Annotated in this window: 18 protein-coding genes; 14 read left to right on the forward strand and 4 right to left on the reverse strand. The window is 62.9% G+C overall.

The window, feature by feature from the left end; all coding sequences use genetic code 11:
- Positions 1–33: 33 nt before the first annotated feature.
- The gene (locus tag ACTJJN_RS19375) at positions 34–927 is read right to left on the reverse strand and encodes a LysR substrate-binding domain-containing protein (RefSeq protein ID WP_004576757.1); all 894 of its coding nucleotides are present in this window, start codon (positions 925–927) and stop codon (positions 34–36) included.
- Between the two features lie 213 nt (positions 928–1,140).
- On the opposite strand from ACTJJN_RS19375, the gene ACTJJN_RS19380 reads away from it, so the two are divergent.
- From ACTJJN_RS19380 to ACTJJN_RS19425, 10 genes are all read left to right on the forward strand, one after another.
- Positions 1,141–1,695 (forward strand): helix-turn-helix domain-containing protein, encoded by a 555-nt coding sequence (locus ACTJJN_RS19380; RefSeq protein WP_064493509.1) that lies wholly within the window; start codon positions 1,141–1,143, stop codon positions 1,693–1,695.
- Positions 1,696–1,722: 27 nt separating this feature from the next.
- Complete coding sequence (locus ACTJJN_RS19385; RefSeq protein WP_014859679.1) at positions 1,723–3,069, forward strand: glutamine synthetase family protein; 1,347 nt, start codon at positions 1,723–1,725, stop codon at positions 3,067–3,069.
- An 84-nt stretch (positions 3,070–3,153) separates the two neighbouring features.
- Positions 3,154–3,927 (forward strand): gamma-glutamyl-gamma-aminobutyrate hydrolase family protein, encoded by a 774-nt coding sequence (locus ACTJJN_RS19390; RefSeq protein ID WP_012053133.1) that lies wholly within the window; start codon positions 3,154–3,156, stop codon positions 3,925–3,927.
- 69 nt (positions 3,928–3,996) lie between these two features.
- The gene (locus tag ACTJJN_RS19395) at positions 3,997–5,355 is read left to right on the forward strand and encodes an aspartate aminotransferase family protein (RefSeq protein ID WP_003248853.1); all 1,359 of its coding nucleotides are present in this window, start codon (positions 3,997–3,999) and stop codon (positions 5,353–5,355) included.
- Positions 5,356–5,538: 183 nt separating this feature from the next.
- Positions 5,539–6,093: a helix-turn-helix domain-containing protein gene (locus ACTJJN_RS19400; RefSeq protein ID WP_003248854.1), complete on the forward strand. Its 555-nt coding sequence runs from the start codon at positions 5,539–5,541 to the stop codon at positions 6,091–6,093.
- A gap of 122 nt (positions 6,094–6,215) precedes the next feature.
- Positions 6,216–6,737: a ProQ/FinO family protein gene (locus ACTJJN_RS19405; RefSeq protein WP_088513719.1), complete on the forward strand. Its 522-nt coding sequence runs from the start codon at positions 6,216–6,218 to the stop codon at positions 6,735–6,737.
- A 402-nt stretch (positions 6,738–7,139) separates the two neighbouring features.
- The gene (locus ACTJJN_RS19410; RefSeq protein WP_003248859.1) at positions 7,140–7,622 is read left to right on the forward strand and encodes a formate dehydrogenase subunit gamma; all 483 of its coding nucleotides are present in this window, start codon (positions 7,140–7,142) and stop codon (positions 7,620–7,622) included.
- The gene (locus tag ACTJJN_RS19415; protein WP_014753897.1) at positions 7,616–9,175 is read left to right on the forward strand and encodes a formate dehydrogenase beta subunit; all 1,560 of its coding nucleotides are present in this window, start codon (positions 7,616–7,618) and stop codon (positions 9,173–9,175) included. Before ACTJJN_RS19410 ends, ACTJJN_RS19415 begins: the two co-directional genes overlap by 7 nt.
- Positions 9,172–12,054: a formate dehydrogenase subunit alpha gene (gene fdhF / locus ACTJJN_RS19420; RefSeq protein WP_221100671.1), complete on the forward strand. Its 2,883-nt coding sequence runs from the start codon at positions 9,172–9,174 to the stop codon at positions 12,052–12,054. The genes ACTJJN_RS19415 and fdhF overlap by 4 nt, the downstream gene beginning before the upstream one ends.
- On the forward strand, positions 12,051–12,254 hold the full coding sequence (locus ACTJJN_RS19425) for a formate dehydrogenase subunit delta (RefSeq protein WP_012053127.1): 204 nt from the start codon (positions 12,051–12,053) through the stop codon (positions 12,252–12,254). Before fdhF ends, ACTJJN_RS19425 begins: the two co-directional genes overlap by 4 nt.
- A 113-nt stretch (positions 12,255–12,367) precedes the next feature.
- Here the strand turns inward: ACTJJN_RS19425 and ACTJJN_RS19430 are convergent, their stop codons facing one another.
- The gene (locus ACTJJN_RS19430) at positions 12,368–13,231 is read right to left on the reverse strand and encodes a universal stress protein (protein WP_012053126.1); all 864 of its coding nucleotides are present in this window, start codon (positions 13,229–13,231) and stop codon (positions 12,368–12,370) included.
- 154 nt (positions 13,232–13,385) lie between these two features.
- Between ACTJJN_RS19430 and ACTJJN_RS19435 the strand changes: the two genes are divergently transcribed.
- Complete coding sequence (locus ACTJJN_RS19435) at positions 13,386–14,003, forward strand: tRNA-(ms[2]io[6]A)-hydroxylase (protein WP_003248869.1); 618 nt, start codon at positions 13,386–13,388, stop codon at positions 14,001–14,003.
- Between the two features lie 22 nt (positions 14,004–14,025).
- Here the strand turns inward: ACTJJN_RS19435 and ACTJJN_RS19440 are convergent, their stop codons facing one another.
- Positions 14,026–14,346, reverse strand: coding sequence for a DUF883 family protein (locus tag ACTJJN_RS19440; RefSeq protein ID WP_003248878.1), 321 nt, complete (start codon positions 14,344–14,346; stop codon positions 14,026–14,028).
- 130 nt (positions 14,347–14,476) lie between these two features.
- Between ACTJJN_RS19440 and ACTJJN_RS19445 the strand changes: the two genes are divergently transcribed.
- Positions 14,477–14,740: a hypothetical protein gene (locus ACTJJN_RS19445; protein ID WP_003248880.1), complete on the forward strand. Its 264-nt coding sequence runs from the start codon at positions 14,477–14,479 to the stop codon at positions 14,738–14,740.
- A gap of 20 nt (positions 14,741–14,760) precedes the next feature.
- Here ACTJJN_RS19445 and ACTJJN_RS19450 read toward each other — a convergent pair whose 3' ends face one another.
- Positions 14,761–15,240 carry an LEA type 2 family protein gene (locus ACTJJN_RS19450; protein ID WP_221100672.1) on the reverse strand — a complete coding sequence of 160 codons (480 nt, stop codon included), beginning with the start codon at positions 15,238–15,240 and terminating at the stop codon, positions 14,761–14,763.
- 131 nt (positions 15,241–15,371) lie between these two features.
- Here ACTJJN_RS19450 and ACTJJN_RS19455 point away from each other — a divergent pair, with 131 nt between their 5' ends.
- Positions 15,372–16,496: a sigma-70 family RNA polymerase sigma factor gene (locus ACTJJN_RS19455; RefSeq protein ID WP_221100673.1), complete on the forward strand. Its 1,125-nt coding sequence runs from the start codon at positions 15,372–15,374 to the stop codon at positions 16,494–16,496.
- A gap of 227 nt (positions 16,497–16,723) precedes the next feature.
- Positions 16,724–19,150 carry a TonB-dependent receptor gene (locus ACTJJN_RS19460; protein WP_019752084.1) on the forward strand — a complete coding sequence of 809 codons (2,427 nt, stop codon included), beginning with the start codon at positions 16,724–16,726 and terminating at the stop codon, positions 19,148–19,150.
- Positions 19,151–19,306 lie beyond the last annotated feature (156 nt).

Below are 19,306 nucleotides of genomic sequence, written 5' to 3' on the forward strand. Positions count from 1 at the left end.
AGGGAGACAGCTAAACTTCACCAAGGCAGTAGATTAACTATTGCCTGCTTGTTGCTTGAGCCAGCGCTGGACAATGCCTAGCGACTCCGGCTGCTGCAACTTTCGCGGCCACACCAGATAGAACGACTTATCGAGCCTGAGTTGCTGAGCGAAGACCTGGGTCAGCCTGCCCGCGACGAGGTCATCACTGACGAACGCCAGGCTTGCCAACGCAATACCCTGACCACTGATGGCCGCATCGATGGCCAATGAAGTCTGGTTGAACCGCAGGTTTTTGGCAGTCGCTTGCCCGTGTTGCGGGAACAGTTGTGCAAGGAACCGAGGCCAGAAATCATGGGCATCGTGGAGCAGGGTGAACGCTTGAAGCTGCTCGAAGCTGGTGGGGACTTTGCTGGCTTCGAACAACGTTGGGCTGGCCACGGCGACGATACGCTGTTCCATCAACAGTTCGCTGTTCAAACCCGCGCCGATGTCGGGCTTGCCATAGCGGACTGCGAGATCCACGCCGTCGGTATTGAAGTGGGACAGCCGATCTGTGGCCAGTACACGTAAATCGATGTCCGGATGGCTGTGCGCAAAGCGGCCCAGCCGGGGAATGAGCCATTTGGAGGCAAAGGTCGGTGTCACGCTGACCGTCAGATGAGACGCTTGTGGCCGCAGCAGGCGGGTTGCCTCATCGATCATCGCCAAGGCGTTGCGAATGCTGCCGCTGTAGCCCAGCCCCGCATCGGTCAGTGCCAGGCCCCGGGGCAGGCGCTCGAACAAACGAAGGTTCAGGCTCGCTTCCAGCCCGCGTATCTGTTGTGCAACTGCCGCCTGGGTCACCCCCAGCTCGTCGGCGGCCAGGCGAAAGTTCAGGTGGCGGGCAACCACTTCGAACACACGTAGCGCATTGAGTGAGGGCAAATCAGGGAAACCGTTTGGCATGGCGATGGACAGGGTCGGGCTGGAGGATTCACCCACGAGGCTACTCGCCGAGCGCCTGTAAAGAAACCCGCGCCACCGCAGGCAATCCGCCACGCTGCGCAGCAAGCCCTCTGTTGGCGGCTGCACATTTCCATCGTTCGGCTTGACGCGTGAAATTTTTCATGTAAATTTTCATGAAAAATAAGTCTAAAAATTTCACGGCAGTCCGAAACGATGAAGATGCACGAAGAGGTTGAAGCCCTCGCGATCCTTATTCACGACCTGCGCAAATTCAAGAACCTGACCTTGGGTGAACTGGCCGAGCGCATCAACCGCTCGGTGGGTTTCCTCTCCCAGGTAGAACGCGGCGTTTCGCGCCCAACCGTGGCAGACCTCACCGCTATCAGCGAAGCGCTCGGCGTATCAACCGCGTACTTCTACAACCTGAGCAAGCCCCGCAGCATTGGCTGGGTCACGCGCCCCCACGAGCGGCGCACGTTGTACCTGGAATCGGGCATCACCGACGTGCTGGCTTCGCCGACCATCGCAGGCGCCTTCTCCATGCTTGACAGCCTTCTCGAGCCGGGCGCCACCAGTGGGGAGGCGTACTTGAGCGACCGTTCCGAGCAGGGCTGTTTCGTGCTCGAGGGCGAACTCACGGTGTGGCTGGACCAGGGCGATGCCGTGACCCTGCAAGCCAACGACTGCTTCCAGCTGCAACCCCATGCGCCGTTCCGTTACGCCAACCTGACGGATAGAACCACCCGTGTGCTCTGGGTCTTCAATTGAATTCGTTCACCTCACAAGGATAAGAAGATGAGTGTCATCTTTCCGGATCTGCTGGCTGAAGTGCGCTCGTTCCGAGCAGAACACCCGGCAATTCGCTATGTCGACCTGATTGCGCTGGACATCCCCGGGCACTTCTACGGCAAGCGCTACCCCATGGACATGCTGGAAAAAGTCGCAGCCGGTGCGCCACTGAAGCTGCCGCAGAACTGCGTGCTGCTGGGTACCCAGGGCGGCCTTTACCCGATTGGTGACTATTGCTTCGCCGACGGCGACCCGGATGCCGCCCGGCGCCTGGTGCCGGGTACGCTGAAGCCGGTGCGTTGGGAGAAGGAAGTGATCGCCCAGATGCTGATCACGTCCGACGGCACCGCAAAGCCGATCGAATTCGAGCCCCGTGAAGTGCTGGCGCGTGTGCTTCAGCGTCTGGCCAAGCGTGGCATCCGCCCGGTGGTGGCGTTCGAACTGGAGTTCTACCTGTTCGACCGCAAGCTTGATAACGGCCTGCCGCAGTACCCACGTGACACGGCAACCGAGGATGAAGACGATCAGCCAAACATGCACATCGAGCGGTTGTCGCGCTTCTCGTCGGTCCTGCACGAGATGGTCGATGGCGCCAACGAGCAGGGCGTGCCGGCGAACGTCATCACCGCAGAGCTGGGCCCAGGCCAGTTCGAGATCAACTTCTCGCACAGCGACGATGCCCTCAGTGCGGCGGACTGGTCGGCACTGTTCTGCCGCAGTACCCGCGGTATCGCGATGAAGCACGGCTACCGTGCCAGCTTCATGAGCAAGCCCTACCTGGACGCGCCAGGCAGCGGCATGCATGTGCACGTCAGCCTGTACGACGAATCCGGCAATAACATCCTGGCGGGAAGCGAACAGCGCAAGCTGCGCCATGCGGTGGCAGGCTGCCTGGAGCTGCTGCCGCACTGCATGCCGATCTTTGCCCCCAACCACAATGCCTACCGACGTTATGGCGCCATGGTCAACGCGGCGAGCAAGGCCAGCTGGGGTTTCGAAGACCGTGACGCGTGCATCCGCATCCCCGAGTCCGACCCGCGCAACCTGCGCATCGAGCACCGCCTCGCTGGCGCCGACGCCAACCCGTATCTGGTACTGGCGGCCATTTTGACCGGGATGGAGCATGGTCTGGATCGTGGCGTGGAGCCCATCGCCCCGCTGAACGACAACCGCCAGAGCGGCATCGACTTCCCCAAGGATGCCCTCAGCGCCTTGGCCGCCATGCGTCATCACCCGGTGGTCAACGAAGGCCTGGGCAGCGAGTTCGTGATGGTCTATTGCGAAAACAAATACCAGGAGCAACTGGACTTCATGCACCACATCGATGCCCGCGAATACCGCTGGTTCCTGTAGGTGCCGAGGTTGGAACAGCGACGCTGCACCCTCCCTTTCTACCGTTTCAATACAACGCGCAATATGGATTTGCCGGAGGAAGATATGCCACGTGTGCCCGTGATCGGCATTACCGCATGCACCAGCATGATTGAGCTGCATGCAACCCAGACCATCAGCGAGAAGTACGCGCGCGCGGCAGCCAAGGCGGCGTGTGGGCTGCCCATCGTCATTCCCAGCCTCGGTGAGCTGATGGACAGCGCCGATATTCTTGACGTGGTGGATGGGCTGATCTTCACCGGTTCGCCGTCCAACATCGAGCCATACCACTACAACGGCCCGGCCAGTGCTGCGGGCACCCATCACGACCCTCTGCGCGATGCCACCACGTTGCCGCTGATGCGCGCCGCCATCGCCGCCGGTGTACCGGTACTTGGCATTTGCCGTGGCTTCCAGGAAATGAACGTGGCGCTGGGTGGCACCCTGCACCAGAAGGTCCACGAGACCGGCATGTTCATGGACCACCGCGAAGGCAAGGATGAGCCCCTCGACAAGCAATATGGGCCGCGCCACACCCTGCATGTAGAGCCTGGCGGCATGCTCGACCGTATGGGCTTGCCGGCAATATTCGACGTCAATTCCATCCACGGCCAAGGCATCGACGTACTGGCCCCCGGGCTGAGGGTGGAAGCGCTGGCGCCCGATGGCCTGGTGGAAGCGATTTCGGTCGAGAACAGCAAGGGTTTTGCCCTGGGTGTGCAATGGCACCCCGAGTTCCAGGTCATGGATAACCCCCATTACCTGGCCATCTTCCAGTCCTTTGGCAAGGCCTGCCGGCACCGCTCGGTACTGCGCCAGAGGCTGTTGCTGTCTGCCTGAGCAGCGGCCTTTCCCACCTGTAAAAAATACCCTCGCAGCGCGGCTGCGCAACTTGATGGAGTGAAGTCAATGAGTGAACAGAATTCGCAGACCCTTGCCTGGCAAACCATGAGCCGCGACCATCACCTGGCCCCGTTCAGCGATGTCAGGCAACTGGCCGAGAAAGGCCCGCGCATCATCACCTCGGCCAAGGGCGTGTACCTGTGGGACAGCGAGGGCAACAAGATTCTCGATGGCATGGCCGGCCTGTGGTGCGTGGCGGTCGGCTATGGTCGCGATGAGCTGGCCGATGTCGCCAGCCAGCAGATGAAGCAGTTGCCTTACTACAACCTGTTCTTCCAGACCGCGCACCCGCCCGCGCTGGAGCTGGCCAAGGCGATCGCCGAGGTGGCCCCGCAAGGCATGAACCACGTGTTCTTCACCGGTTCCGGCTCCGAAGGCAACGACACCGTGCTGCGCATGGTCCGCCATTACTGGGCTCTGAAGGGCCAGAAGAACAAGAAGGTCATCATTGGCCGCATCAACGGCTACCACGGCTCTACCGTGGCGGGCGCCGCCTTGGGCGGCATGAGTGGCATGCACCAGCAGGGCGGGGTGATCCCGGATGTCGTGCACATCCCGCAGCCGTACTGGTTTGGCGAAGGCGGCGACATGACCGAGGCCGACTTCGGTGTGTGGGCGGCCGAGCAACTGGAGAAGAAGATCCTCGAAGTTGGCGTGGACAACGTTGCCGCCTTCATCGCCGAGCCGATCCAGGGCGCCGGTGGCGTGATCATTCCGCCGCAGACCTATTGGCCGAAGATCAAGGAAATCCTGGCCAGGTACGACATCCTCTTCGTCGCCGACGAAGTGATCTGCGGGTTCGGCCGCACCGGTGAGTGGTTCGGCACCGATTATTACGACCTCAAGCCTGACCTGATGACCATCGCCAAGGGCCTGACCTCCGGTTACATCCCCATGGGCGGGGTGATCGTGCGTGACGAGGTGGCCAAGGTGATCAGCGAAGGCGGCGACTTCAACCACGGCTTCACCTATTCCGGCCACCCGGTGGCGGCAGCGGTAGGCCTGGAGAACCTGCGGATCCTGCGTGACGAGCAGATCATCCAGCAGGTGCACGATAAAACCGCGCCTTATCTGCAACAACGCCTGCGCGAACTGGCCGACCACCCGCTGGTAGGCGAAGTGCGCGGCCTGGGCATGCTCGGTGCGATCGAGTTGGTGAAAGACAAGGCCACCCGGGCCCGTTATGAAGGCAAAGGTGTCGGCATGATCTGTCGCCAGCACTGCTTCGACAACGGCCTGATCATGCGCGCTGTAGGCGACACCATGATCATCGCGCCACCGCTGGTGATCAGTATCGAAGAGATCGACGAACTGGTGGAGAAAGCCCGCAAGTGCCTGGACCTGACCTATGAGGCTGTTCGGTAAGGGCAGAGGGCCTGGTTAGCTGTTCTCAGCACCTGTGAGATCGAGCGCCGCCTTCGCGGTGCTCGATCGGTGCCGCCATCGTACATTTCACCTCAGGCACCTTCCGCAAAGCATTTTGCTTTGTGAAATGAATCCTGTACTTTTCTGGGCATCCATTTCCCGTCTGAAAGTCGCGATTCAACCATGAAAGTGCACGAAGAAATCGAAGGCCTGGCAGTACTGATTCGCGACCTGCGCAAGTTCAAGGGCCTGACACTGGGCGAGCTGGCACAGCGCATCGGCCGTTCGGTGGGCTTTCTGTCCCAGGTCGAACGCGGCGTGTCACGCCCGACCGTGGCCGATCTCACAGCCATCAGCGAAGAGCTCGGTGTATCCACAGCCTACTTCTACAAGCTGGACAAACCCCGTGAGCTCGACTGGGTGACCCGCCCGCACGAGCGTCGCACGCTGCACCTGGCAGGTGGCATCACCGATGTGCTGGCATCGCCCTCCATAACGGGCGCGTTTTCCATGCTTGATAGCCATTTGCAGCCGGGGGCCAGCAGTGGCGAGGAGTACCTGGACGACAGCTCGGAGCAGGGCTGCTTCGTGCTCGAAGGCGAACTGACCGTATGGTTGGGCGATGCTGACCCGGTCACGCTGTACGCCAATGACAGTTTTCAGTTGCAACCCCACGCCCGTTTTCGGTATGCCAACCTGACCGACAAGCCCACACGCGTGCTTTGGGTGTTCAGCTGAGGGCCGTCGCACAGGCATGCGCTTGTGCCTGGGCTGGCCGGGAAAGTTGGCCTGCAAGCAATGTGCTGGCTGCATGGGGTATCCTTGCACCACGCAATCAACTTCGAAGCAGTGAATGAACAATGGGTTTTGAACAACTAGCTGAGCTACGAGACCGCCTGCGGGCGGAAAAAGGGCAGGTAAAGGCCGAGAGCGCGAAACCGCCCAAGCGCAAGTCGCCCCCGCAGGCGAAGCCGCGTGAGATGGACCCGGCGGTGGCAGCGATCTGGCCACTGCAGAAGCATTTTCCCTTGGCTTTCCCGGTCAACCCGGCCCCCAAGGTGCCGCTCAAGGAGGGCATTTTCAAGGATGCCGAGCAACACCTGGAGCTGCTTGGGTTAACCCGCGAACAGCTCAAGCTGGGCATTTCCACGTGGTGCCGGGGCACTCGATACTGGGCGAGCATGGTGGAGAATGCTCCGCGCCTTGACTTGAACGGTCAGGCCGCGGGTACTGTGACCGCCGCTCAGGCGCTGCATGCCAAGCAGCAGGCTGCGCGGCAACGCAGCCAGGATCGACGCAATCGAGCGAAGTCAAAGGCCCAGGACCAGGCCCAGGCTCCGGCCCCCGCCGCCGACACCGCAACGGTGAAGTCTACCGACTGAACTCAGTCGCGTTCTGCCCCGTAGCCATGCTGGATGGCAGCCCATTGCCGGGGCTGCCGTCTGGCAGGCCCGGCAATGGACCAGGTTCGGTTTCGAGGGCCTGGTGCATGCAACGATGGTTTCAAGACCCACCTGATCGGCAAGCCGTGGCAGATGATGCCGGGGCGTAATCACGTGCGTCGGTTTCAGAATGCGCCTGGTCGCTCGCATGCAACCCCTCGGCGCTACAAGTGCCATGCTAGCAGGATGCCCAAGGGTCAGTGCGCGCAGACGTGCGGCCGTGGGCGAGGAGGCCGCCAGTACCACGCAACTGTGACGTGGGCGGTGCGCCGCAGCAGAACACGCCGGAAACCTGCCCCTTAAAAAAAATCAGGCAGGGTCCGTGATGCCGAGGTCCGCTGTATGCCTGATGAATTGCTCCACCTGCCTGTAATCCAGCGCATTCTGGCCCGCGACAAGGACACCCCGGGTGCCCTGTTGCCGATCCTGCATGCCGTCCAGCACGAGCTGGGTTACATCCCCGACGCTTCTGTTCCCGAGATCGCCCATGCCCTCAACCTCAGCCTGGCTGAAGTGCGTGGGGTTATCAGTTTTTATCACGACTTCCGCACCGCGCCGCCCGCTCGCCACACCCTGCGCCTGTGCCGTGCCGAGTCGTGCCAGAGCCGTGGCGCCGAAGCCCTGGCCGCGCAATTGCGTGAACAGTTGGCACTGGACGACCACGGCACCAGCGCCGACGGCGCCATCAGCCTGCGCCCTGTTTATTGCCTGGGTGCCTGTGCCTGCTCGCCAGCGTTGGAGCTGGACGGCCAGGTGCACGCGCGCCTCACCCCTGAGCGCCTGCGGGACTTGGTTAACGGTTGCCGGGAGGACTCAGCATGCTGAAGCTGTATATTCCCTGTGATTCGGTAGCCCGTGCCGTGGGTGCCGATCAGGTTGCCGAGGCCCTGCTGCATGAGGCCGAGCGCCGCCAGTTGCCGCTGGACATCCAGCGCACCAGCTCGCGCGGGCTTTACTGGCTGGAGCCGCTGATCGAGTGCGACAGTGCGCAAGGGCGCCTGGGTTTCGGCCCGATTACGCCACACGATGTGCCGTCACTGCTTGATGCCTTGGCGGGCGAACCCGGTGGCCACTCGCTGGCACTGGGGCCGGTCGAAGAAATACCCTATCTCAAGACCCAGCAACGCTTGCTGTTTGCACGCGCGGGCATCACCCGCCCATTGTCACTGGACGACTATCGTGCCCATGGCGGTTTCGCAGGCCTTGAGGCCGCCGTGGCGCTGGACGGTGCCGAAGTGGTTGCCGCAGTACTCGACTCCGGCCTGCGTGGCCGGGGTGGTGCGGCGTTCCCGGCCGGCATCAAGTGGCGCACCGTGCGTGACGCTGGCGCCGGGCAGAAGTACGTGGTGTGCAACGCCGACGAGGGTGACTCGGGCACATTCGCTGATCGCATGCTGATGGAAGGCGACCCCTTCCTGCTGATCGAGGGCATGATCATTGCCGGCCTCGCCGTGGGTGCCGACAAGGGCTATATCTATGTGCGCTCGGAGTATCCCGATGCCATCCGGGTACTCGACCAGGCCTTCGCCATCGCGCGTGACGCGGGCTACCTGGGTGCTGACGTAGCCGGCAGCGGCCAGGCGTTCGACCTGGAGGTGCGGGTGGGCGCCGGCGCCTATATTTGCGGCGAAGAAACCGCGCTGCTCGAATCCATCGAAGGCAAGCGTGGCATCGTCCGCGCCAAGCCCCCGCTGCCTGCGCTGCAAGGGCTGTTCGGCCTGCCGACGCTGGTGCACAACGTGCTTACCCTGGCTTCGGTGCCCATCATTCTGGCCAAGGGTGCGGCGTTCTATCGCGATTTCGGCATGGGCCGCTCGCTGGGCACCATGCCGTTCCAGCTGGCCGGCAACATTCGCCAGGGTGGCCTGGTCGAGCGCGCGTTCGGCCTGACCCTGCGCGAGTTGGTGGAAGGCTATGGCGGTGGCACGGCCAGTGGCCGGCCGCTGAAGGCCGCGCAGGTCGGTGGCCCGCTTGGTGCCTGGGTACCCCCCAGCCATTTCGACACCCCACTGGACTATGAAGCGTTTGCTGCCGTGGGCGCGATGCTCGGCCACGGCGGTGTGGTGGTGGCCGACGATACGTTGAACATGGCCAGCATGGCGCGTTTCGCCCTGCAGTTTTGTGCCGAGGAGTCCTGCGGCAAGTGCACCCCGTGCCGTATCGGTTCCACCCGGGGCATGGAAGTGGTCGACCGGTTGATCGCCAGCAGCGACATCACCGAACGCCATGACCAGGCGCTGTTGCTGCGCGACCTGTGCGACACCCTGCAGTACGGCTCGCTGTGCGCCATGGGCGGTATGACTGCCTATCCAGTGGCCAGCGCGCTCAAGTACTTCCCCGCCGATTTTGGGCTGACCACCACGGAGGCCGCACAGTGATCAATTTCTTCGACCCCGCTTCTGATAAAAGCAGCGACCTCGGCACCCCGGCCCGCGAAAGCGACGTGCAGGTCAGCCTGAGCATCGATGGCCGCGCTATCAGCGTGCCTGCTGGCACCTCGGTCATGCGCGCCGCCGCCATGCTGGGCACCAGCATCCCCAAACTGTGCGCCACCGACAGCCTTGAAGCCTTCGGCTCCTGCCGCATGTGCATGGTGGAAATCGAAGGCATGCGTGGCTACCCGGCGTCCTGCACCACGCCAGTCAGTGAAGGCATGGTGGTGCGCACCGAAACCCCGCGCCTGGCCGGCCTGCGTCGCAACGTGATGGAGCTGTATATTTCCGACCACCCGCTGGACTGCCTGACCTGTTCGGCCAACGGCAACTGCGAGCTGCAGACCGTGGCCGGCCAGGTGGGCCTGCGTGAGGTGCGCTACGGCTATGACGGCGCCAACCACCTGGACGAGAAAAAAGACGTTTCCAACCCGTATTTCGACTACGAGCCGAGCAAGTGCATCGTCTGCAGCCGCTGTGTGCGCGCCTGCGAGGACATCCAGGGTACGTTCGCCCTGACCATTACCGGGCGCGGTTTCGAATCGCGGGTGGCGGCCGCGGGGGGCGAAAACTTCCTGGCTTCCGAATGCGTGTCGTGCGGCGCCTGCGTGCAGGCCTGCCCGACCGCGACCCTGACGGAAAAGAGCCTGGTGCAGCTTGGCCAGCCTGAGCGTTCGGTCATTACCACCTGCGCCTACTGCGGCGTTGGTTGCTCGTTCCGCGCCGAAATCAAGGGTGACCAACTGGTGCGCATGGTCCCGGACAAGAACGGTGGCGCCAACCACGGCCACGCCTGCGTCAAGGGCCGCTTTGCCTGGGGCTACGCCACCCACCCGGACCGCATCACCAAACCGATGATCCGCAAGCGCCTGGAAGACCCGTGGCAGGAAGTCAGCTGGGACGAGGCCGTGACCTATGCCGCCAGCGAGTTCCGCCGCATCCAGCTCAAATACGGGCGCGACTCCATCGGCGGCATCACCTCCAGCCGCTGTACCAACGAAGAAGCCTACCTGGTGCAAAAACTGGTGCGCACGGCGTTTGGTAACAACAACGTCGACACCTGCGCACGGGTGTGCCATTCGCCCACCGGTTATGGCCTGAAGCAGACCCTGGGTGAGTCGGCCGGCACGCAAAGCTTCGACTCGGTGATGCAGGCCGACGTTGTGCTGGTGATTGGTGCCAACCCTACCGATGCGCACCCGGTGTTCGGCTCGCAACTCAAGCGCCGCCTGCGCCAGGGGGCGCGGCTGATCGTGATCGACCCACGGCGCATCGACCTGGTCGACTCGCCGCACGCCCGCGCCGACCTGCACCTGCAACTGCGCCCGGGCACCAACGTGGCCATGCTCAACGCCCTGGCCCACGTGATCGTCACCGAGGGCCTGCTGGCCCAGCGCTTCATCGATGCCCGCTGCGAAACCGAAGACTTTGCCCGTTGGCGCGACTTCGTCAGCCTGCCAGACAACGCCCCCGAGGTGCTCGGCCCGGTTTGTGGCGTGCCACCGGAACAGATCCGCGCTGCGGCCCGGCTGTATGCCACCGGCGGCAACGCGGCCATCTACTACGGCCTGGGCGTGACCGAGCACAGCCAAGGCAGCACCGCAGTGATGGGCATTGCCAACCTGGCCATGGCCACTGGCAACATCGGCCGTGAAGGGGTAGGGGTGAACCCGCTGCGCGGGCAGAACAACGTGCAGGGCTCGTGCGACATGGGCTCGTTCCCCCACGAGCTGCCCGGCTACCGGCATGTCTCCAACGAGGGCGTGCGCGCCGAGTTCGAACGGGCCTGGGGCGTGACCTTGCAGCCCGACCCGGGTCTGCGCATTCCCAACATGTTCGAGGCGGCGCTGGATGGCAGCTTCAAGGCGCTGTACTGCCAGGGTGAGGACATCGCCCAGAGCGACCCCAACACCCAGCACGTCACGGCGGCCTTGCTCGCCATGGAGTGCGTGGTGGTGCAGGACATTTTCCTCAACGAAACTGCCAAGTTCGCCCATGTGTTCCTGCCGGGCAGTTCGTTCCTGGAAAAGGACGGCACTTTCACCAACGCCGAGCGGCGTATTTCGCGGGTGCGCAAGGTCATGGAGCCGCTGGCCGGCAAGGCCGACTGGGAAGCTACCGTGGCCCTGGCCAACGCCCTGGGCTACCCGATGAACTACCGCCATCCTTCCGAGATCATGGACGAGATCGCCCGCCTGACGCCGACCTTCCGTCGTGTCAGTTACGCTGAACTCGACCGCCATGGCAGCCTGCAGTGGCCGTGCAACGACGCTGCCCCAGACGGCACGCCGACCATGCACATCGACCAGTTCGTGCGTGGCAAGGGCCGCTTCATGCTCACCGGCTACGTGCCCACCGATGAAAAGGTCAACAACCGCTACCCGTTGCTGCTGACCACCGGGCGCATTCTCAGCCAGTACAACGTCGGCGCCCAGACCCGGCGCACTGCCAACGTTGCCTGGCATGATGCCGACCGCCTGGAGATCCACCCGACCGACGCGGAAAGCCGTGGCATCCACGACGGTGACTGGGTCGGCATCGGCAGCCGCGCCGGGCAGACTGTGCTGCGTGCCAAGGTCAGTGCGCGGGTGGCGCCGGGCGTGGTGTACACCACCTTCCACTTCCCGGAGTCGGGTGCCAACGTGATCACCACCGACAACTCCGACTGGGCAACCAACTGCCCCGAGTACAAGGTGACGGCAGTGGAAGTGGTGAAAGTGTTCCAGCCATCGCAATGGCAGAAGCGCTATCAGGACTTCAGTGATGAACAGCAGCGGCTGCTGAAAGAGCGCCGTGCTGCGGAGAAAGCCGAGGTTCGCCGATGAGCAGTGAAAACCTGGTCAAGATGGCCAACCAGATTGCCCATTACTTCGACAGCGAGCCTGATCCGGCGCTGGCGGTGCAAGGGGTGCGGCAGCATTTGCAGAGCTTCTGGACGCCGGCCATGCGCCGGCAGCTGGCGGAGTGGAGCGAGGCCCATGCGGGGGAGGGGCTTGACCCGAAGGTGCGGGAGGCGTTGGTCTAGATTCCCGGGCGGCAACGGAACCTTGGGGCGGGTTTGCCTGCGAATGTGGCGTTGAAATCAATGACGCATTCGCGGGTGAACCCGCTCCTACAAGGGGCCTGCATATTGCCTACTCAGCCGCGGGCCAGCTCCGCCAGGTGGGCGATGGCTTCTTCGCTCTTGAGCACCAGCACATCGCCCTCCAGCGCATCCAGCACCACTTCCGAGGTATTGCCAATCAACGCCCCGGAAATCCCCGTGCGGCACACCGTGCCTATCACGGTCACCACTGCATTGAGCTTCTTTTCGGTATGTGGAATCAACACATCCGCTGGCCCTTCGGCCACGTGCAGGCACTCATCGCTGATGCCGTATTCGGCCTGGAACGCCTTGCATGCTTCACGGTAGCGTTTTTCGATCGTATCGCTCAGCTGGTAGGCCGGGTCCGACGCTGACAGCATCGGCGACGGGTGGGCGCTGATGACATGCAGTTCTCCCTTGGCCAGTTTGGCAATCTCGAAGCCGTGGTCGATGATGCTGGCATGCAGGCGGCGGTGGTCTTCGTCCTGGTTACCCACGTCCACCGCCGCCAAAATCTTGCCCCCGGTCCACGGCCGTTCGCTCTTGACCATCAGCACGGTACCCGGGCATTGGCGCAGCAGCTTCCAGTCGCTGGGGGTGAGCAGGGCCTTTTTCAGCGGGTTGTCCGGGCGGTGTTCCTTGATCACCAGTTCGCAGCCTTCGGCCTGCTGTACATGGATGATGGTGTCGTGCAGGCTGTCGCGCCAGCCCTCTTCATGGGTGACATTGGCGTAGCCGTCATCATGCAACTGGCTGCTCAGCAGGCTGAGCAGCGCACTGTGATCATGCCGCTTGTCACACATCAGCAAGTGCAGGCGTGCGCCCGTGACGCCTGCAATCAGCTTGGCGCGCGTAAGCGCCCGGCTGTGAGCGTGCGCGGGGTCGAGGACGACGAGAATGCTGCGGACGGCTTGCATGGGCGTTAACTCCCTTCGATGATGGCGACCAATGCCTGACTATAGTCGGCGCTTCCCCCTCCAGCGCTTGATGTACATCAAGCATAGTCACTGGCATCGCCAGCCGCCGCCGGTATAATCGCCGGCCCTGCCTGTTCTGTGTGGTTGCACGCTTATGTCCCTGATCCCCGAAATCGACGCCTTTCTTGGCTGCCCGACGCCAGACGCCTGGATCGAAGCGGCGCTCGCCGACCAGGAAACCCTGCTGATCGACCACAAGAACTGCGAGTTCAAGGCCGCCAGCACGGCCTTGAGCCTGATCGCCAAGTACAACACTCACCTTGATCTGATCAACATGATGTCGCGCCTGGCCCGCGAGGAGCTGGTGCATCACGAACAGGTGTTACGCCTCATGAAGCGTCGCGGGGTGCCGTTGCGCCCGGTATCGGCGGGGCGTTACGCGTCGGGGTTGCGCCGACTGGTGCGCGCCCACGAGCCGGTCAAGCTGGTGGATACACTGGTGGTGGGCGCGTTCATCGAGGCGCGCAGTTGCGAACGTTTTGCCGCGCTGGTGCCACATCTGGATGAAGAGCTGGGCCGCTTCTACCACGGGTTGCTGAAAAGCGAAGCGCGCCACTACCAGGGCTACCTGAAACTGGCGCACAACTACGGTGATGAGGCGGACATCGCCCGCCGTGTCGAGCTGGTACGCGCGGCGGAAATGGAGCTGATCCAGTCGCCAGACCAGGAACTGCGCTTCCACAGCGGCATCCCGCAGGCTTTGGCCGCCTGATGTGCACCAGGCGGCGCAGGCCTTAACTGCGCCGACCCAGTAGCAGGCCTACCGCCAACCCGAGGCCGGCGGAAATGGCCACGGTCTGCCAGGGGTGGCCGCCGATGTAGTCCTGAGTGGCGTCCACCACCGGTTGCGCCTTGCTGCGCACGTTGCTCGCCGCCTGGCGTGCCTGGCGCAGCTTCAGGCTCACCTGGGCGCGCAACGTCTCTGCTTCTTCGCCGACCAGTGCGGCACTGTCGTTCAGCAGTTTTTCCGATTCTTCTATCAGCGATTGCAGTTCGCTGAATACCTGGTCCTTGATCTGATCGCTGTCAGCCAGTGTGGCGTTCTTCCGGGCCATGAACTCGTCCTCGTCAATGGGGGTGATGTGAACAATGGATGCCGCCACGTCGGGAAAGTTGCGGCGACTTTCCGGTGATGCTGTGCCTGGGTGTAAGATAGCGGCCATTTTCAAACCTGCAGGTACCTTCATGAGTTTCAATCTGGCCAACATGAGCTTCGAGGAACGGGCGCAGATCGAGGCAGAGAAGGCCCGGTTGTTCGAGATGTGGCAGAACAACCTGGGCAAAGCCAAGGGCGAAGCCGCCCGGCTGATTGCCGAAAAGCCACGGCGCAAGGGCAAATGGGCCGAGTGGGTGCGCGCCGAACTGGACGGCATGACGCCGCCTGAATACGCCAGCATGGTGCGCAGCGAAGTCAACAAGCTGATGGCCGCAGCCAGCGCCAACCGCTGAGCACACCCGCCCGGCGCTTATCAGTAGGTGCCCTTGGGCAGGTCCAGCTTGCCTTCATCGGTAAAACGCACGGTCCCCAGCGGCCCGCCGGCCAGTTTGCCGCGCAGCTTGTAGGGTAGACCCTGCAGCGAATCTACCTTGCCCAGCCCATAGGCCTGGCGCAGGAAGGAAAACGCCGTGATGCTTACCGGCACCACGATCACCGCTTCGTCGTAGCGGCCAATGTGCCCCTGCTGGTCACTGACACCAGCGGCCAGCGGCTGGCCGTTCACTTCCAGGTTCAAGGCAATGCCGTTGTAATCGATCGGTGCCTCATTGGGGTTTTGCACCCGCATTTTCACCGCCATGCGCAGTTCCAGCTCCTGCCCGGGCAGTGGTTCGATGCCGATCACGCTGATGTTCACCGGGTCGCGTGGCTGGAGCAGCGCACAGGCCGCCAGGCCAAAGGCCATCAGCAGGACCAGAAACAGGCGGGTGTAGCGGTACAGACGGGCAGTCATGGGCTGTGACCTTGCCGGAGTGGAGCTGGCAGTGTGGCAAATGCGCGTCGACGTTGAAAGTATCGGTTCATATGAAAGATACTGTTTCTCATTAACGCCCGATAACCTCTCTTACTGGCTGTTCCCCAATCATGCTGACTTCACCCATGTCGGGCCTGCTGGCAAGCTTCCAGGAGCACTACGACGACCTGCTGCAGTTTCTGACGCGGCGCATGAGCGACCGTCAGCGCGCGGCCGATGTGGCGCAGGAAACCTACCTGAAGCTGGTGAACATCGACGAGCAGGCGGTGCCGGTGGTGCACGCGCGCAGTTTCATTTTCCGTGTGGCCGGCAACCTGGCGATTGACGCCTTGCGCCGTGAGCAACGCATCGCCGCCAGCCACGAGGACAGCGACGGAGCCTGTGAGGTGGCCTGTCCGGCGCCGGCACCCGAGGCGGCGTTGCTGGCCCGCGAGCGCTTGCAGATTCTTGACCAGGCGCTGTTGCAGTTGCCCGACAATGCCCGCCAGGCGCTGTTGCTCAACCGTGTCGAGGGCCTGACCCAGAAGCAGGTCGCTCAACGCCTGGGGGTTTCCGAGAGCATGGTGGCAAAGTATATCGGCCAGGCCTTGCGCCATTGCCGCGGCCGGCTGAAGCAGGCGGGTGTGGCGGCATCGGTGGTGTTGCTGGTCGCCGCCGTGGCGGGTTGGCAGCAAGCCCCGATGCTGCTGGCCGATTACCACTCCGCCGTGGGCGAGCGGCAGGTCATTACCCTGGCAGATGGCACACGGGTGACGCTGAACAGCGCCAGTGCCTTGAGCGTGGCGTTCAGCGAGCATGAGCGGCGTGTGGTACTCGATGCGGGTGAGGCGCTGTTCGAGACCGCCGATGATTCACGTCCGTTCGTGGTCGAAACGGCCGGTGCGCGGGTGCAGGGCAATGCCGCCACCTTCAGCGTGCAGCGCGATGGCCACGTCGTGTTGGCACGCGGTGAAGCCAAGGTGGGTGAACATGAACTGGCGGTGGCGGCCGATGCCGGCACGCAGATGGCCTGGCAGCGTGGCAAGCTGATCTTCAACGGCAAACCGCTGGGGCAGGTGCTGACGGAGCTTGAGCGATACCGGCATGGGCGCATTGTGTTGTCCGACAGCAAGCTGGCTGCGATGGAAGTGAGCGGGGTGTTTGACCTGGATGAACCTGAGGCCCTGTTGCGCACGTTGGAGCAGCGGTATGGCCTGAAGGTGACTTACCTGCCGTGGTTGGCCGTGGTGCATTGATCAGCCTGTGCCGGCCTCTTAGCGGCAAGCCCGTTCCTGCACAGGTCGCACAATCTTCAGGCGGGCGCAGTCGTTGTAGGAGCGGGCTTGCCCGCGAAGAGGCCGGACAGAAATAAAAATATTTTCCATTTGGCACTGCAAGTTCCTGCAAGCCAGATCGTCGTAGTGAGACTGATCAGCAACCCATTCTCATTTACGACTTGTCAGGAAGCTCATTCGTGCCTCTGATGCTCAAGCCCTTGCACCGCCGTCGCGGTCCTTTTCACCATGCCTTGATGTCTTGCAGTGCCATGGCCCTGTTGCTCGGCCCCCTGCACGCAGGGGCCGCGACGACTGCCGAACAGACCCAGATGCAAGCTCGCCAGGTCCAGCTCGACCTGCCAGCCCAGCCGCTGGACCAGGCGCTGACCACCTTCGCCGACCAAGCCGGCCTGCACCTGCTGTACACCACAGGCGATGTCGCCGGCCAGGTCAGCCCGGCGTTGCAGGGCAACTACAGTGTCGAGCAGGCCCTGCAACAGTTGTTGGCAGGCAGCGGCATGAGCTGGCAGTTCAGCGAGGCTCGCACCGTCACCCTGCGCAAGGCCGAGGCCGCGCCGCAGGCGGTCAACCTCAAGCCGATCGAAGTCAGCGTAGCGTCGCGCACCAGCACTGCCATCAGCGAAATCCCTGGGACCGTCTGGGTGGTCGACCAGCAGCAATTGCGCGAGCAGATCGACAGCGGCGTCAGCCTGAAGGAAGCCATCGGCAAGCTGGTACCGGGCCTTGACCTGGCGCCGGAAGGGCGCACCAATTACGGCCAGAACATGCGTGGGCGCAACGTGCTGGTGATGATCGACGGGGTCAGCCAGAACAGCTCCCGCGGCCTGTCGCGCCAGTTCGACAGCATTTCGCCGTTCAACGTCGAGCGCGTCGAAGTGCTGTCTGGCGCCAGCGCCATCTACGGCGGTGGCGCCACTGGCGGCATCATCAACATCGTGACCAAAAAGGGCGAGCCTGGCCCGGCGCGCTTCGAGACCCAGTTGGGGGCCAGCAGCGGTTTCAACAACAGCGACGACCTGGCCACCCGCTTCGCCCAGTCGGTCAGCGGCGGCAACGAACGGGTCAATGCCCGGTTGGGCGTTTCCGGTGAACAGAACGAAGCCTTCTACGATGGTGCTGGCGACCAGATCTTCATCGACAACACCCAGACCGACCTGCAGTACAACCGCACCATCGACGTACTCGGTACCTTGGGCCTGCAGCTGAACGACCAGCAGAGCCTCGACCTGTTGGCCCAGTACTACGACTCGGGCAACCACGGCAGCACGGGTATCTACTTCCCCAACCTGAACTACAACGCGCCATCCGACCTGGAAGACGCCGAGCTGCGCAGCGGTTATTCATCGGACCTGGAGCCGCGTACGCGGCGCTTGCTGCTCAACGCCAATTACCACCACACCGACGTGCTGGGCCAGGACTTCTACCTGCAGGCCTCGTACCGCAAGGAAGACGACAACTTCTACCCGTTCCCGTACTACAACCGTGCCACGCCCACCGGCTCGCGCGGGGTGTACTTTGCCGCCTCGCAGCAGAACTTCGAAGTCACCAGCCTCAAGGGCCTGTTTGCCAAACAGTGGGATACGCTGAAGCTGACCTACGGCGTTGACCTGGACCGCGAGCGCTTCAACGCCGAGCAGACCACCTTCAACGCCCAGACCTCGTCCGAGTCGGGTGGCCTTGAGCTGGAAAAAGACAGCAAGGCCGCACGCTACCCCAGCTACCGGGTGGATGGTGTGTCGGTGTATGCCCAGCTGGACTGGCATGCCACCGACAACCTGACATTGTCCGGTGGTGCCCGGCGCCAGCAGATGGACGTGGATGTCAGCGACTTCAAGGGCGTGCCAGGTGGCAGTAACGACTATCAGGTCAACCTGTTCAACGTCGGTGCCATCTACGACTTCAAGAACGGCCACCAGGTGTGGAGCAACTATGGCGAAGGCTTCGACCTGCCTGACCCGGCCAAGTACTACGGCAAGCCGGGCCTGAGCGTGGCCGATAACCCATTGGCCGGTATCAAGAGCCGCCAGGTGGAAGTGGGCTGGCGCTATGCCGACCTGGATTGGGATGCACAGGCAGCGCTGTACTACATCTGGTCGGACAAGATCATCAACGTCGATTCGCAAACGCTGACCATCGACGTGGAAGAACAGAAAAGCCGCGACTTTGGCTTTGAAGGTGCACTGACCCGGCACTTCCAGACCGGCTGGGAAACCGGCGGCACATTGCACATGACACGCTCCGAGGAAGAGGCCGAGGATGGCGGCTGGATCAAGCGCGATGCCCGTTATGCCTCGTTGTCCAAGGCCACCGCGTTCGTCGGCTGGAAAGGCGATGGCCGCAGTGTACGGTTGCAGGCCAACCATGCCTTCAGCCTGAAGGACGATGCCGATCACGAGATTGACGGTTACACCACCTTCGACCTGCTGGGCAGCCAAGACACCGGTTTCGGCACCGTCAGTGCCGGTATCCAGAACGTGCTGGACAAACAGTACAGCACGGTATGGGGACAGCGTGCGACGTTGTTCTATTCGCCGACCTACGGGCCGGCGTATCTGTATGACTACCAGGGGCGCGGGCGGACCTACACCCTGACCTGGAGCATGGCTTACTGATTGTGGTTGCCTGAACCGGCCCTTTCGCGGGTGAACCCGCTCCTACACGACGGTGCCTGTGCCCAGCCACCGACAGGTGTCCACCACCGATCCGATGTAGGAGCGGGTTTACCCGCGAATACGGTAGCGGCGGCAACGGTGAACGGCGGGTGTAAA

Source organism: Pseudomonas sp. 22515, assembly GCF_052044625.1.
Classification (GTDB): Bacteria; Pseudomonadota; Gammaproteobacteria; order Pseudomonadales; family Pseudomonadaceae; genus Aquipseudomonas; species Aquipseudomonas alloputida.

Coding starts and splice junctions, on each gene's coding strand:
- ACTJJN_RS19410 (WP_003248859.1), top strand. CDS start 7,140: ATGCCTGATGAATTGCTCCACCTGCCTGTAATCCAGCGCATTCTGGCC.
- ACTJJN_RS19440 (WP_003248878.1), bottom strand. CDS start 14,346: ATGGCCCGGAAGAACGCCACACTGGCTGACAGCGATCAGATCAAGGAC.
- ACTJJN_RS19390 (WP_012053133.1), top strand. CDS start 3,154: ATGCCACGTGTGCCCGTGATCGGCATTACCGCATGCACCAGCATGATT.
- ACTJJN_RS19450 (WP_221100672.1), bottom strand. CDS start 15,240: ATGACTGCCCGTCTGTACCGCTACACCCGCCTGTTTCTGGTCCTGCTG.
- ACTJJN_RS19425 (WP_012053127.1), top strand. CDS start 12,051: ATGAGCAGTGAAAACCTGGTCAAGATGGCCAACCAGATTGCCCATTAC.
- ACTJJN_RS19395 (WP_003248853.1), top strand. CDS start 3,997: ATGAGTGAACAGAATTCGCAGACCCTTGCCTGGCAAACCATGAGCCGC.
- ACTJJN_RS19435 (WP_003248869.1), top strand. CDS start 13,386: ATGTCCCTGATCCCCGAAATCGACGCCTTTCTTGGCTGCCCGACGCCA.
- ACTJJN_RS19405 (WP_088513719.1), top strand. CDS start 6,216: ATGGGTTTTGAACAACTAGCTGAGCTACGAGACCGCCTGCGGGCGGAA.
- ACTJJN_RS19415 (WP_014753897.1), top strand. CDS start 7,616: ATGCTGAAGCTGTATATTCCCTGTGATTCGGTAGCCCGTGCCGTGGGT.
- ACTJJN_RS19445 (WP_003248880.1), top strand. CDS start 14,477: ATGAGTTTCAATCTGGCCAACATGAGCTTCGAGGAACGGGCGCAGATC.
- ACTJJN_RS19385 (WP_014859679.1), top strand. CDS start 1,723: ATGAGTGTCATCTTTCCGGATCTGCTGGCTGAAGTGCGCTCGTTCCGA.
- ACTJJN_RS19375 (WP_004576757.1), bottom strand. CDS start 927: ATGCCAAACGGTTTCCCTGATTTGCCCTCACTCAATGCGCTACGTGTG.
- ACTJJN_RS19455 (WP_221100673.1), top strand. CDS start 15,372: ATGCTGACTTCACCCATGTCGGGCCTGCTGGCAAGCTTCCAGGAGCAC.
- ACTJJN_RS19380 (WP_064493509.1), top strand. CDS start 1,141: ATGAAGATGCACGAAGAGGTTGAAGCCCTCGCGATCCTTATTCACGAC.
- ACTJJN_RS19430 (WP_012053126.1), bottom strand. CDS start 13,231: ATGCAAGCCGTCCGCAGCATTCTCGTCGTCCTCGACCCCGCGCACGCT.
- ACTJJN_RS19460 (WP_019752084.1), top strand. CDS start 16,724: ATGCTCAAGCCCTTGCACCGCCGTCGCGGTCCTTTTCACCATGCCTTG.
- ACTJJN_RS19400 (WP_003248854.1), top strand. CDS start 5,539: ATGAAAGTGCACGAAGAAATCGAAGGCCTGGCAGTACTGATTCGCGAC.